17 protein-coding genes are annotated in these 12,795 nt (G+C 40.5%); 15 read left to right on the forward strand and 2 right to left on the reverse strand.

Annotated elements, in window-relative coordinates; genetic code table 11:
* The first annotated feature begins 1 nt into the window (after position 1).
* Positions 2–2,278: a cyclic nucleotide-binding domain-containing protein gene (locus BM102_RS12145; RefSeq protein WP_090482372.1), complete on the forward strand. Its 2,277-nt coding sequence runs from the start codon at positions 2–4 to the stop codon at positions 2,276–2,278.
* A 105-nt stretch (positions 2,279–2,383) separates the two neighbouring features.
* On the forward strand, positions 2,384–3,886 hold the full coding sequence (locus BM102_RS12150; RefSeq protein ID WP_033153060.1) for a flotillin family protein: 1,503 nt from the start codon (positions 2,384–2,386) through the stop codon (positions 3,884–3,886).
* A gap of 47 nt (positions 3,887–3,933) precedes the next feature.
* Here the strand turns inward: BM102_RS12150 and BM102_RS12155 are convergent, their stop codons facing one another.
* Positions 3,934–5,304: an MATE family efflux transporter gene (locus BM102_RS12155; protein WP_090482375.1), complete on the reverse strand. Its 1,371-nt coding sequence runs from the start codon at positions 5,302–5,304 to the stop codon at positions 3,934–3,936.
* Between the two features lie 30 nt (positions 5,305–5,334).
* Complete coding sequence (locus BM102_RS12160; protein WP_074791625.1) at positions 5,335–6,222, reverse strand: class I SAM-dependent methyltransferase; 888 nt, start codon at positions 6,220–6,222, stop codon at positions 5,335–5,337.
* Between the two features lie 519 nt (positions 6,223–6,741).
* On the opposite strand from BM102_RS12160, the gene rpsJ reads away from it, so the two are divergent.
* From rpsJ to rplX, 13 genes are all read left to right on the forward strand, one after another.
* On the forward strand, positions 6,742–7,053 hold the full coding sequence (rpsJ, locus tag BM102_RS12165) for a 30S ribosomal protein S10 (protein WP_015548360.1): 312 nt from the start codon (positions 6,742–6,744) through the stop codon (positions 7,051–7,053).
* A gap of 162 nt (positions 7,054–7,215) precedes the next feature.
* Positions 7,216–7,899 (forward strand): 50S ribosomal protein L3, encoded by a 684-nt coding sequence (rplC, locus tag BM102_RS12170; RefSeq protein WP_033153065.1) that lies wholly within the window; start codon positions 7,216–7,218, stop codon positions 7,897–7,899.
* A gap of 29 nt (positions 7,900–7,928) precedes the next feature.
* A complete protein-coding gene (gene rplD / locus BM102_RS12175) occupies positions 7,929–8,549 on the forward strand; it encodes a 50S ribosomal protein L4 (protein ID WP_033153066.1) in 621 nt (206 codons plus the stop codon).
* A complete protein-coding gene (rplW, locus tag BM102_RS12180; RefSeq protein WP_015548357.1) occupies positions 8,549–8,848 on the forward strand; it encodes a 50S ribosomal protein L23 in 300 nt (99 codons plus the stop codon). Before rplD ends, rplW begins: the two co-directional genes overlap by 1 nt.
* A gap of 81 nt (positions 8,849–8,929) precedes the next feature.
* Positions 8,930–9,772: a 50S ribosomal protein L2 gene (gene rplB, locus BM102_RS12185; RefSeq protein WP_044938688.1), complete on the forward strand. Its 843-nt coding sequence runs from the start codon at positions 8,930–8,932 to the stop codon at positions 9,770–9,772.
* An 11-nt stretch (positions 9,773–9,783) separates the two neighbouring features.
* Complete coding sequence (gene rpsS / locus BM102_RS12190) at positions 9,784–10,065, forward strand: 30S ribosomal protein S19 (protein WP_028234427.1); 282 nt, start codon at positions 9,784–9,786, stop codon at positions 10,063–10,065.
* Positions 10,066–10,087: 22 nt separating this feature from the next.
* Positions 10,088–10,477 carry a 50S ribosomal protein L22 gene (rplV, locus tag BM102_RS12195; protein ID WP_033153070.1) on the forward strand — a complete coding sequence of 130 codons (390 nt, stop codon included), beginning with the start codon at positions 10,088–10,090 and terminating at the stop codon, positions 10,475–10,477.
* 11 nt (positions 10,478–10,488) lie between these two features.
* Positions 10,489–11,148 (forward strand): 30S ribosomal protein S3, encoded by a 660-nt coding sequence (rpsC, locus tag BM102_RS12200; protein WP_044938686.1) that lies wholly within the window; start codon positions 10,489–10,491, stop codon positions 11,146–11,148.
* A gap of 1 nt (position 11,149) precedes the next feature.
* Positions 11,150–11,578: a 50S ribosomal protein L16 gene (gene rplP, locus BM102_RS12205; RefSeq protein WP_033153074.1), complete on the forward strand. Its 429-nt coding sequence runs from the start codon at positions 11,150–11,152 to the stop codon at positions 11,576–11,578.
* On the forward strand, positions 11,578–11,784 hold the full coding sequence (rpmC, locus tag BM102_RS12210) for a 50S ribosomal protein L29 (RefSeq protein ID WP_015548351.1): 207 nt from the start codon (positions 11,578–11,580) through the stop codon (positions 11,782–11,784). Before rplP ends, rpmC begins: the two co-directional genes overlap by 1 nt.
* Positions 11,785–11,825: 41 nt before the next feature.
* Positions 11,826–12,080 (forward strand): 30S ribosomal protein S17, encoded by a 255-nt coding sequence (gene rpsQ, locus BM102_RS12215; RefSeq protein ID WP_028234423.1) that lies wholly within the window; start codon positions 11,826–11,828, stop codon positions 12,078–12,080.
* 18 nt (positions 12,081–12,098) lie between these two features.
* Positions 12,099–12,467 carry a 50S ribosomal protein L14 gene (gene rplN, locus BM102_RS12220; RefSeq protein ID WP_015548350.1) on the forward strand — a complete coding sequence of 123 codons (369 nt, stop codon included), beginning with the start codon at positions 12,099–12,101 and terminating at the stop codon, positions 12,465–12,467.
* Between the two features lie 13 nt (positions 12,468–12,480).
* Positions 12,481–12,792, forward strand: coding sequence for a 50S ribosomal protein L24 (gene rplX / locus BM102_RS12225; RefSeq protein WP_015548349.1), 312 nt, complete (start codon positions 12,481–12,483; stop codon positions 12,790–12,792).
* Positions 12,793–12,795 lie beyond the last annotated feature (3 nt).

The raw sequence follows: 12,795 nt of genomic DNA on the forward strand, positions 1-12,795 counted from the left end.
TTTGGAACCTATCACTATTGAGGCAGGTAAAAAGTTAATAAATGAGAATGATCCGGTTGATAGCATGTATGTTGTTATAGCCGGAGAGATAGTACAACAATGGAGGGGCCAGATGTTAAGTCTAGGCCCTGGTACTGTTGTTGGGCTTTCTGATGCTCTCAATCATCAGTATGAAGCAGATTATACTGTAAAAGAAACAGCCACCGTCATTAAATGCAATTATAAGACGATGGCTGATTTTGATGTTATCTTCAATGAACAACCAGTATATATTTTTGGTTTTGCAAAGGGTGCATTCAGACAGTGTAGGGATGTATTTAAAATATATGATTCATACAAAAAGAAGGTAGATGATTTTACTGATTACTGCAGAGGAATAAACGCTGAGTATCGCAAATTATGCCGCGCAGCTTCTATGACACCGGTAGAGATTCCTTTGTTGGAGGAAATGGAGCCTCTTGAGCTTAAAAATGAAATCCTCAAATGGGAGCATGATTATATTGATAGCTTAAATTCTGTTGACAATAAAGAAATTGAAAATATTTATGGTAAGCGCACTGAAATTGTAAATGGTGTTATTGGTATTAGCTGTGGCTATATGGCTAGAGCTATTGAGTGCGCAGAGACAATGGGCTTTTACATTGAAGAGTTTTCACCTATTCTCCTTTCTCAAGATAGAGGAGATATGTTTGAACTGCTCTTTAATCTTAGAATATATATGGCAGAACGTGGCATTGAGCAGGACGGCATTATTAAGCTAATGAAGATGCTTTATAAGTATCTTTCAACCTGCGGAATCTACGATAAACAGCTTATCAAAGAAAGATGGGCTGAATACGATTCACACGATTTTGCAGCTTCTGCAGCGGCGTTTGATGAAGCAAAGGTGCAAAAGCAAGCTGAATTTACTCAGACCTTTGAACACATCTGTGAATTCGCAGAGGTGGATGAAGCTAAGCAGAATGAGTACAGACAACAGCTTGATGATTATTTGGCTCTTTCTGATAGAGAAGGTAAAGAGGACAATGAGCGTCGTATAAGAAAGAAAGCTGTAGATTTGTTTTATGATATTTATCGTAAAACATTCTTTAGAGCTTTGGAATTCGAAGCTATGGGTGGTGAGCTAGATACCATTATCCTTATGTTTTTGAATTTTGGTTATATCGACTACGAGGCGGTTGGCGAGGAGCTTACTTATCAGCTGGCTGATTTAGTAGAGCGACTAGAAACTTTATGCGAAAGCGACCATCTCTTCACTATATACAAGTGGCTTCGCATGGTATATCAGGCAGACAGGGAACCAAGCAAGAACGAGCTTGACTTAGACTATAGAGGTTTTATCCTTGAAGAAAGAAAGTCTGGAAATATTCCTGAGTCTGAAATGCAGACATGGATGAATGACCAGGAGCAGAAAGTCATTTTTGAAATTGATAATTTCTTCAAGTCGGCAAATAGAACCACATCGGGAAAGATGACAGCATTCTGCCCGGTTCTTACAAAAGAAGATTTTGGCGCAGAACCTATGAGACTTTTACTGACCCAGACGAAGCTTATGGAAGCTATGAATCGAATCGAAGAAGTGGATTATGGCATTTTCTTGCGCGAGGGTTATTTTACAGATATGGATACAGGCGTTAAGAGCGAGGCTTATTTAAAGCGAGTCGAGCCTGATATTATCCTTCTTCCAAATGTAGGAATGCGTGCTATGATGTGGCAGGAATGCGGCGGAATAAAGGTGGATTCACCGGGACGTTTCGTATTCCCTATGTTTACTCTTGATGATATCGACAAGATGATGATTTATTGCTGCGGAGCGTTCAGATGGGAAATCTGCAGAAAAGAGCAGGGTTCAAGATGGAATGATATTGGCTCTGAGTGCCTGACATCAGACTTTTATGATTACTTTACATTCTATCGAAAGAATAAAGATCTCTCTGCAGAAAACAAAGAAAAGGTTAAGACGCTTCTTAAATCTTCTCGAAACAATATGCGTGAGGCCTTTACAAAGCAGTACACAATCTGGATTAATTTTGAGGCCCAGGGAAGTATTCGTCTTAATAAGGCAGAGAGAAATATCCTTAATAAACACTGTACATTCTCAAAGGCCTATAGAGCAAAGGTTAGCTCTCATCCGATGTTTGAGCAAGGCATATCTCGTCATGAGATTAAGCAGTCTCAAGCATTACATCATTTAAAAACCATCATTGATAAGGTGGAGAAAAATGATGGTGTAGTTCCTGATGAGGTGAAGCAGGGAATGGAATATTTAAAGATGTAATAAATTCTAAAAAAGTATTTACATACTACTTAAAATGTGCTTTAATATAACTGTCCAAAATAATAGTTTTGGGCAGTTATTTTTTTGAAAGAGAGGGAAAATGTTATGGAACTAATACCTATTATCGCACTTATTATTGTAGTTCTGTTAGTAATTGTGGCAGGCTATGTAAAGGCACCACCAGACAGAGCCTACATCATTTCTGGTCTTCGCAAGACTCCTCGTATTCTTGTGGGAAGAGCTGGAATCAAGATTCCATTCTTTGAAAGAGTTGATAAGCTTTATTTGGGACAGATGACAGTTGATATCAAAACTGAACAGTCAGTGCCTACTAACGATTTTATTAATGTAAATGTTGATGCTGTAGCAAAAGTAAGAATTGGCACAGATGCTTCATCAATTCAGCTTGCAGCAAAGAACTTCTTAAATAAGAATCCAGACCAAATTACTATGGATTTACAGGATTCTTTACAAGGTAACATGCGTGAAATCATCGGTACATTGTCATTAAAGACAATCAATACTGATAGAGATAGCTTTTCTGATCAGGTTATGGAAAAAGCATCTAAGGATATGAACAAACTTGGTATCGAAATCCTTTCATGCAACATTCAGAATGTAACTGATGAGAATGGACTTATCAATGATCTTGGTATGGATAACACTGCTAAGATTAAGAAAGATGCAGCTATTGCAAAAGCACAGGCTGATAGAGATGTTGCTATTGCACAGGCTGAGGCTGATAAAGCTGCTAATGATGCAAGAGTTACTGCACAGACAGAAATTGCAGAAAAGAATAATGCCCTTGCTATTAAGCAGGCAGAGTTGAAGCAGCAGGCTGATACAGCTAACGCTGTCGCAGATGCAGCATATTCAATTCAGCAGCAGGAACAGCAGAAGACAATTGAGGCTGCTACAGTAAATGCACAGATTGCTAAGGCTGAGCGCGAAGCAGAATTGAAGCAGAAGGAAGTTGTTGTTAAACAGCAGGAACTTGCTGCTCAGATTGAAAAGCAGGCAGATGCTGAAAAGTATCAGGCTGAGAAAAAAGCGGAAGCTGAGTTAATTCAGAGACAGAAAAAAGCTGAGGCTGCCAAGTATGAGCAGGAGCGCGAAGCTGATGCAAAGAAAGCACAGGCAGAGGCTCAGAAGTATGCTGCAGAGCAGGAAGCAGCTGGTATTAAGGCAAAGTATGATGCAGAAGCAGCTGGTATTGCTGCAAAAGGTAAGGCTGAGGCTGAGGCAATAAAGGCAAAAGGTCTTGCAGAAGCTGAAGCAATGGAAAAGAAAGCTGAAGCATATCGCAAGTACAATGGTGCAGCTATGGCAGAGATGATGATTAAGGTTATGCCAGAAATTGCTGCTGAGATTGCAAAGCCACTTGCTGCAATTGATAAGATTAACATCTACGAAACAGGCGATGGAAGTGAAGGCGGAGCTGCTAAAATATCAGGTAACATGCCTGTAGTTTTAAAGCAGGTCTTTGATACAATGAGCGAGGCTACAGGAGTGGATCTTGCTGAAATCATGAAAGCTAACACATATGATGCTAAGGTTAACAAAAATGTTAATATTACAGGCGCCAATGTTGACGTGAAAACAGAATAATTGAAATAATAAAGAGCCAACCAGCACGTAACTGGTTGGCTCTTTTACTATATGTTTTTGAATTCTGGACGAGAGAATTCTCTTCGAATAAGTATGAAGCAGATTGTAAACGAAAGAACATCTGCAACTGGTCCTGCATATAATACGCCATTAAATCCAAAGAAAAATGGCAATAGAATAATAAGTGGGGCAAGGAATAAAACTTGTCTTGTGAGAGACATGAATATTCCTTTGTAAGGTTTTCCAATTGCTGTAAAGAAATTGGAAGTAAGTGGCTGCAAGAAAGCAGTACAAATTCCAAATAAGAATATTCTGAAATACTTAGTACAAAAATCAAAATACAACTCTGAACCTGAACCAAAAATCGAAACTATTTGGCGAGGGAAAAGCTGGAAACATAACCAACTGATAGTAGTGATGATTGCAGCTAATTTAATGGCAAGATGATAAGCAGCTTTTACTCGCTGGTAGTTTTTAGCCCCATAGTTGAAACTGATGATTGGCTGTAAACCTTGAGAAATACCGATTACAAAAGAGAAGCATATGCCGTTAACCTTTGAAATAATTCCGGCGCAGGTAATAGGAATATCTGAACCGTAAATAGATTGAGCGCCATAGTGTCCCATTACATGATTCATTACAATCTGCACAAGCATCATAGCAATTTGATTAATAAATGGAGCTGTACCTAAGGATGCAATTGCTACAATAATAGAAAGCTGTGGGATGAAATGTTCCTTGGAAAGTTTTACGGTTTTAAATCTGGTTAAATAGATTAGAACCATAAATCCAGCAATATATTGACCAATGATTGTCGCGATGGCGGCACCAGACATTCCCCATCCGAAGACTGCTACGAATAAATAATCAAGTATCGTATTTACGATAGCACCTACGAGGTTGATTGCCATAGTCATATTTGGGCTGCCATCGGCTCGTACTAGATGACTTCCGCCACCTGATAAGATAAAGAATGGAAATCCAAGCGCGCATATTCTTGAATATTCCATTGCGTATGGGAGAATGTTTTCTGTTGCTCCACATGCCAACAAAATTGGCTCAAGGAAAAGCTCGGTTATAACTGTCAGGATTAAACCACCTATTAGCATTACAGTTACAGCGTTACCAATGTAATTGCCGGCCTTTTCTGTTTCGCCACGGCCCATCGCCAAGTTAAATGTTGAAGCAGCACCAATGCCGCACAAAAGTGCAATCGATACGTTTAAAATTGAAAGTGGAAACTGGATGTTTGTGGCACCATTACCAAGGGGTCCAACAAAGTTTCCAATGAATAATTGATCCACCATGTTGTAGAGAGAACCTACAAGCATGGCTATTATACTAGGAATAGCAAATTTCTTTAGTAGCTTTCCTACTGGCTCTATACCAAGAGGGTTTATTGTGTTTGTTTCAGTCATATAATTGAGTTCCTTCTATATTATAGTGCGTTATTTTCTAACCCAACGTCCGCTGGCTCCACATGGTAATACTAATCCTGATTCTGTAACTGGAAGACCAATTTCGTCAGCGTTAACCTCCCCTGGATGTTTATCCAATAAAGCTGTGCTTATCATATAATTTAATACAGCTGGCTGTAAACCTGTTGTGTAAGAGTTTACTAAGAAGAAAAGAGCGTCATCTGAAAGGATTTGCTCGCAAAGCTGTATGAATGGGAAAATATCATCTTCAATTTTCCAAATCTCGTTCTTTGATCCTCTTCCGTATGAAGGTGGATCCATGATGATTCCATCGTATTTGTTGCCACGACGAATTTCGCGTTCTACAAACTTACGGCAGTCATCTACAAGCCATCTGATTGGTGCTTCAGAAAGACCAGATGAAGCAGCGTTTTCCTTTGCCCACTGAACCATGCCCTTTGAGGCATCAACATGAGTAACCTGAGCTCCAGCAGCTGCTGCGGCAAGAGTTGCACCTCCTGTATATGCAAAAAGATTAAGGACTTTAACGGGGCGTTTCTTTTCAGTTACTTCCTTATTTATAATAGAAGAAAACCAATCCCAGTTAACGGCCTGCTCAGGGAAAAGACCTGTATGCTTGAAAGCGAAAGGCTTTAAGTTGAACTTTAAGTCGTGTCCACAGATAGGATAGCTGATAGTCCATTGTTCTGGTAAGTCAAAGAATTCCCATTCGCCACCACCTTTATTTGAACGATGGTAGTGTGCATTTAATTTCTTATAATAGGAAGATTTCTTTGGAGTGTTCCAAATAACCTGAGGGTCAGGCCTAAGAAGAACATAGTCGCCCCAACGTTCAAGCTTCTCGCCTGAGGAGCAATCGATTATTTCGTAATCTTTCCAATTTGATGCTGTATTCATATTTCACCAAGTTACTTATGGAAGTAACAATCCTTTCTATATTACCTATAATGTTTACAATAATAATTACTTCCTATATTATAGGTAGTAATTTCTTATGCCTTGAATATTATACTTGAAGATTGTCAATGTTCAATGTCTAATAGTACAAACACTGTATAAAAAACACAATATTTAGTGGAAAACAGGATTGTACTGAAAAAAATACAATATTTTTCTTCTTTTTATTGCAGACTTCCCATTTCTCGTGTATATTATTACTTGCTGTGACATGATAGCTATGAAGCGTGAGGTTGCAACCCAGCTTGCTGAGGTTGGTTTTCCGTGGAGCGAATGTCAAGTTAGGAAACTGACGACAAGTCACTGTACAACAGAAAACCGTCCGCATCTGCGGAGACGACGTGTGAGAACTTGGTTCGAACTTTGAGTTTTGAAACATGAAACACACGGGTAAGTGTACAGTCGCCACTTGATCGCTTTTTCACAAAAAGAAAAACGAAAAAGGAGGAGACTTTTTTTATGGCAAATCAAGTTATGAGAATCACACTCAAGGCTTATGATCATGAGTTAGTAGATTCATCTGCCAAGAAAATCATCGAGACTGTTAAGAAGAACGGAGCACAGGTTAGTGGTCCAGTACCTCTTCCAACAAAGAAGGAAGTTGTTACAATTCTTAGAGCTGTACATAAGTACAAAGACTCTCGTGAGCAGTTCGAGCAGAGAACTCATAAGAGATTGATTGATGTCATCGACCCAACACAGAAGACTGTTGAGGCTCTTTCAAAGTTAGAGATGCCTGCAGGTGTTGAGATCAGCATCAAGAACAAGTAATTGAGTTCATTTAATTAAGAAAACATCCAAGATGGTTTTATATAGAAGCAATAAGTTCTTATCTTATTCCACTTATATGACACTGTTCTAGGATGAACGGTTCCGCTACCCCATAGTTTTGGGCAAGAAGCGTTCCGCTGTAGAAAATGGAGGTAAGAAAACATGAAGAAAGCTATTTTAGCTACAAAGGTCGGAATGACTCAGGTCTTCAATGAAGGCGGCGAGCTTATTCCTGTAACTGTACTTTCTGCGGGTCCATGTGTTGTTACACAGATTAAGACAGTAGAAAATGATGGTTACGATGCTGTTCAGGTTGGCTTTGTTGACAAGAAAGTAAAGCTTGTTAATAAGGATGCAAACGGACGCAAAGAAATTATTCATCGCAATGGCGTAAACAAGCCAGAGAAGGGTCACTTCGATAAGGCTGGTGTTGAGCCAAAGAGATTTGTTAGAGAGTTCAGATTTGATAATTGTGCAGATTATGCACTTGCTCAGGAAATCAAGGCTGATATCTTTGAAGCTGGCGACAAGGTTGATGCAACAGCTACTTCAAAGGGTAAGGGATTCCAGGGCGCTATCAAGAGATTAGGCCAGCACAGAGGTCCTATGGCTCACGGTTCTAAGTTCCACAGACACCAGGGTTCAAATGGTGCTTGTTCTTCACCTAGCCGTGTATTCAAGGGCAAGGGTATGCCAGGTCAGATGGGCGGAAACAAAGTAACAATCCAGAACCTTGAGATTGTACGTGTTGATGTTGAAAATAATCTGCTTTTAGTAAAGGGTGCTGTTCCAGGACCTAAGAAGTCTCTTGTAACAATTAAAGAGTCAGTTAAAGCAGGAAAGTAATCTTACGATAGGAAAGGAGGAACTTAGCGATGGCTAAAGTATCCGTATATAATATGGAAGGCAAAGAAGTTGGCACCATGGATCTTAACGACAGCATCTTCGCAGTTGAGATTAATGAACACTTAGTTCACATGGCAGTTGTCCAGCAGCTTGCAAATAACCGTCAGGGAACACAGAAGGCTAAGACTCGTTCTGAGGTTTCTGGTGGTGGTAGAAAACCTTGGAGACAGAAGGGAACAGGTCATGCAAGACAGGGTTCTACAAGATCTCCACAGTGGACAGGTGGTGGCGTAGTATTCGCTCCAACACCAAGAGATTATTCATTTAAGCTCAACAAGAAGGAGAAGAGAGCAGCTCTTAAGTCTGTACTCACTTCTGCAGTTAACGAGAACAAGTTCATCGTTGTTGACGAGCTTAAGTTTGACGCTATTAAGACAAAGGATTTTGCAAAGGTATTAACAAACCTTAACGTTGAGAAGGCACTTGTTGTTCTTGATACAAATGACAAGAACGTAGTTATGTCTGCAAAGAACATTCCTACAGTTAAGACAGCTCTTACAAACACAATCAACGTTTATGACATCCTTAAGTACAACACAGTAGTTGTAACAAAGGCTGCTGTAGATCAGATTCAGGAGGTATATGCATAATGGCAAATGTACAGTATTATGACGTAATCCTTAAACCTGTAATCACAGAAAAGTCAATGAACGCTATGGCTGAGAAGAAGTACACATTCTTAGTTCATCCAGAAGCAAACAAGACAATGATTAAGGAAGCTGTTGAGAAGATGTTCGACGGAGTAAAGGTTGCTTCAGTTAACACAATGAACGCTGATGGCAAGACAAAGAGACGTGGAATGACATTCGGTAAGACAGCAAAGACAAAGAAAGCTATCGTTCAGCTTACAGCTGATAGCAAAGATATCGAGATTTTCTCAGGTCTTTAAGATATAGCTTAAAGCAAGAGTTAATTAATTTTATGCGCAGTCGAGCGCGATAATAAACGAGTAAACGAAAGGAGAAACAAAATGGGAATTAAGACATATAACCCATATACACCTTCTAGAAGAAATATGACTGGTTCAGATTTCGCTGAGATCACAAAGACATCTCCAGAGAAGTCACTTGTTGTTTCATTAAAGAAGCACGCTGGTCGTAACAATCAGGGTAAGATTACCGTTAGACATCACGGTGGCGGTAACAGACAGAAATATAGACTTATTGATTTCAAGAGAAATAAGGATGGAATTCCTGCAAAGGTTATTGGTATCGAGTACGATCCAAACAGAACAGCTAATATCGCTCTTATCTGCTACGCAGACGGCGAGAAGGCTTACATCCTTGCTCCAGCTGGTCTTACAGACGGCATGACAGTTATGAACGGTGCTGACGCTGAAGTTAGAGTTGGTAACTGCTTACCACTCGAGAAGATTCCAGTTGGTACACTTATTCACAATATCGAGCTTTATCCAGGACGTGGCGGACAGCTTGTTCGTTCAGCTGGTAACTCAGCTCAGCTCATGGCTAAAGAAGGTAAGTACGCTACACTTCGTCTTCCTTCAGGCGAAATGAGAATGGTACCTCTTAACTGCCGTGCATCAATCGGTGTAATCGGTAACGGTGATCACAACCTTGTTAAGATCGGTAAAGCTGGTCGTAAGAGACACATGGGTATCAGACCTACAGTTCGTGGTTCTGTTATGAACCCTAATGACCATCCACATGGTGGTGGTGAGGGCCGCGCTCCTATCGGACGTCCAGGTCCATGCACACCTTGGGGCAAGCCAGCTCTTGGTCTCAAGACAAGAAAGAAGCACAAGCAGTCTAACAAGCTCATCGTAAGAAGACGCGATGGTAGAGCAATCAAGTAAGGAGGATACACATGGCACGTTCATTAAAAAAAGGACCATTTGCTGATGCAAGCTTATTAAAGAAGGTTGATGCTATGAACGCAAGCGGCGACAAGTCAGTTATCAAGACATGGTCACGTCGTTCTACAATCTTCCCACAGATGGTTGGACATACAATTGCAGTACATGACGGTAGAAAGCATGTTCCAGTATATGTTACAGAAGACATGGTTGGACACAAGCTTGGTGAATTCGTTGCTACTAGAACCTATAGAGGTCATGGCAAAGACGAAAAGAAGTCAAAGGTACGCTAATTAACAGAAAGGAGTTTTTATCATGGCTAAGGGACATAGATCTCAAATTAAACGTGAGAGAAACGATGTAAAGGATACAAGACCTTCAGCAAAGTTATCTTATGCTAGAATGTCAGTTCAGAAGGCTTGTTTCGTACTTGATGCCATTCGTGGTAAGGATGTTGATACAGCTCTTGCTATCGTAATGTACAATCCAAGATACGCTTCAAGTGTTATAGAGAAATTACTTAAGTCTGCTATTGCAAACGCTGAGAACAATAACGGCTTAGATCGCAAGGACCTTGTAGTAGCTGAGTGCTATGCAAACAAGGGACCTACAATGAAGAGAATTAGACCAAGAGCACAGGGTAGAGCTTACAGAATCGAAAAGAGAATGAGCCACATCACAATCGTGCTTGATCAGAAAAATTAAGGAGGCAAAACATGGGACAGAAAGTTAATCCTCATGGCTTAAGAGTCGGTGTTATTAAGGACTGGGATTCTAAGTGGTACGCTGAGGGCGAGAACTTCTCAGACTACTTAGTTGAAGACTATAATATCAGAAAATTTCTTAAGAAGAAGCTTTACGCTGCAGGCGTTTCTAAGATTGAAATCGAGCGCGCTGCTGGTAGAGTAAAGGTTACTGTTTATACAGCAAAGCCAGGCGTTGTTATCGGTAAGGGCGGCGCTGAAATCGACAAGATTAAGACTGAGCTCCAGAAGCAGACAAGCGATAAGCTTGTTGTTGATATCAAGGAAATCAAGAGACCAGATCGTGATGCACAGCTCGTTGCTGAGAACATCGCTGGCCAGCTTGAGAACCGTGTATCATTCCGTAGAGCAATGAAGTCTTGCATGGGTCGCGCTATGAAGACTGGTATCAAGGGTATCAAGACAAGCTGTTCAGGACGTCTTGGTGGTGCTGATATGGCTCGTTCAGAGTCTTACAATGAAGGTACTATTCCACTTCAGACACTTCGTGCTGATATCGATTATGGATTCGCTGAGGCTGACACTACTTATGGTAAGGTTGGCGTAAAGGTTTGGATCTATAAGGGTGAAGTACTTCCAAAGAGAAAGAATGTGGAAGGAGGAGCTCAATAATATGTTAATGCCAAAGAGAGCGAAGCATAGAAAGCAGTTCCGTGGGAACATGGCTGGAAAAGCTTCAAGAGGAAATAAGATATCTTACGGTGAGTATGGTATCGTTGCAACTGAGCCAGCTTGGATTAAGTCAAACCAGATCGAAGCAGCTCGTATCGCTATGACACGTTACATTAAGCGTGGTGGTAAGGTTTGGATTAAGATTTTCCCAGACAAGCCAGTTACTGCAAAACCTGCTGAAACTCGAATGGGTTCAGGTAAGGGAACACTTGAATATTGGGTAGCTGTTGTTAAGCCGGGCCGTGTATTATTCGAGATCTCAGGAGTATCTGAGGAAGTTGCTAGAGAAGCACTTCGTCTCGCTACACATAAACTTCCTTGCAAGTGCAAGATAGTTTCCCGTGAGGATTTAGAAGGCGGTGAAGCATAATGAAGAATACAAAGTACGTAGAAGATTTAAAGAACACTTCAGTAGCAGAGCTTAATGCTCAGCTCGTAGAAGCTAAGAAAGAACTTTTCAACTTAAGATTCCAGAATGCTACAAATCAGTTAGACAATACAGCAAGAATCCGTGAGGTTCGTCGTAACATCGCTCGTATTCAGACTGTTATCACAGAAGCTGAGAAGAATGCTTAATTAATTCATGAATCTTAATTATTTGAAAGGAGATCAAAAACGTGGAAAGAAACTTAAGAAAAACACGTACAGGTGTTGTTGTAAGCGACAAGATGGATAAGACAATCGTTGTTGCAATCCGTGACAATGTAAAGCATCCACTTTACAACAAGATCGTTAAGAAGACATATAAGCTTAAGGCTCACGATGAGAACGGCGACGCTCACATCGGAGATACAGTAAAGGTAATGGAGACAAGACCACTTTCTAAAGATAAGAGATGGAGACTTGTTGAAGTTATCGAGAGAGCAAAATAATTAAAGGAGGCTACTATAATGGTACAACAGGAAAGTAGATTAAAGGTAGCCGATAATACAGGAGCAAAGGAAATCCTTGTTATCCGTGTTATGGGTGGATCTACAAGAAGATATGCCAATATCGGCGACGTAATTACTGCTACCGTTAAAGATGCAACACCAGGTGGCGTTGTAAAGAAGGGTGACGTTGTTAAGGCAGTAGTTGTTCGTTCAGTTAAAGGTGCCCGTCGTAAAGATGGTTCTTATATCAAGTTTGATGAAAATGCTGCAGTCATCATTAAAGATGACAAGACTCCAAGAGGAACTCGTATTTTTGGACCTGTAGCTAGAGAGCTTCGTGAGAAGCAGTTCATGAAGATTGTTTCTCTCGCTCCAGAAGTATTGTAGGAGGAAGAGTAGAATGGCAACTATGAAAATTAAAAAAGGCGATACTGTTCGTGTAATCGCAGGTGGCGATGTAAACAACGAAGGTAAGGTTATCGCAGTAGATAAGAAGAATAACACCGTTACAGTTGAGGGTGTTAACATGGTAAAGCGTCATGTTAAGCCTAGCATGGCCAACCAGGCAGGTGGTATCATCGAGCAGGAAGCTCCTATCGATGCTTCAAATGTTATGTTACTTCATAACGGTCAGCCTACACGTGTTGGTTTCAAGATGGACGGAGACAAAAAAGTCCGTTTCGCAAAGAAGACCGGCGAGGTTATTGACTAATTG

Origin of the sequence: Pseudobutyrivibrio sp. JW11, from assembly GCF_900115355.1 — a bacterium.
Lineage (GTDB): Bacteria > Bacillota > Clostridia > Lachnospirales > Lachnospiraceae > Pseudobutyrivibrio > Pseudobutyrivibrio ruminis.

Coding starts and splice junctions, on each gene's coding strand:
- BM102_RS12150 (WP_033153060.1), top strand. CDS start 2,384: ATGGAACTAATACCTATTATCGCACTTATTATTGTAGTTCTGTTAGTA.
- BM102_RS12155 (WP_090482375.1), bottom strand. CDS start 5,304: ATGACTGAAACAAACACAATAAACCCTCTTGGTATAGAGCCAGTAGGA.
- BM102_RS12160 (WP_074791625.1), bottom strand. CDS start 6,222: ATGAATACAGCATCAAATTGGAAAGATTACGAAATAATCGATTGCTCC.
- rpsJ (WP_015548360.1), top strand. CDS start 6,742: ATGGCAAATCAAGTTATGAGAATCACACTCAAGGCTTATGATCATGAG.
- rplC (WP_033153065.1), top strand. CDS start 7,216: ATGAAGAAAGCTATTTTAGCTACAAAGGTCGGAATGACTCAGGTCTTC.
- rplD (WP_033153066.1), top strand. CDS start 7,929: ATGGCTAAAGTATCCGTATATAATATGGAAGGCAAAGAAGTTGGCACC.
- rplW (WP_015548357.1), top strand. CDS start 8,549: ATGGCAAATGTACAGTATTATGACGTAATCCTTAAACCTGTAATCACA.
- rplB (WP_044938688.1), top strand. CDS start 8,930: ATGGGAATTAAGACATATAACCCATATACACCTTCTAGAAGAAATATG.
- rpsS (WP_028234427.1), top strand. CDS start 9,784: ATGGCACGTTCATTAAAAAAAGGACCATTTGCTGATGCAAGCTTATTA.
- rplV (WP_033153070.1), top strand. CDS start 10,088: ATGGCTAAGGGACATAGATCTCAAATTAAACGTGAGAGAAACGATGTA.
- rpsC (WP_044938686.1), top strand. CDS start 10,489: ATGGGACAGAAAGTTAATCCTCATGGCTTAAGAGTCGGTGTTATTAAG.
- rplP (WP_033153074.1), top strand. CDS start 11,150: ATGTTAATGCCAAAGAGAGCGAAGCATAGAAAGCAGTTCCGTGGGAAC.
- rpmC (WP_015548351.1), top strand. CDS start 11,578: ATGAAGAATACAAAGTACGTAGAAGATTTAAAGAACACTTCAGTAGCA.
- rplN (WP_015548350.1), top strand. CDS start 12,099: ATGGTACAACAGGAAAGTAGATTAAAGGTAGCCGATAATACAGGAGCA.
- rplX (WP_015548349.1), top strand. CDS start 12,481: ATGGCAACTATGAAAATTAAAAAAGGCGATACTGTTCGTGTAATCGCA.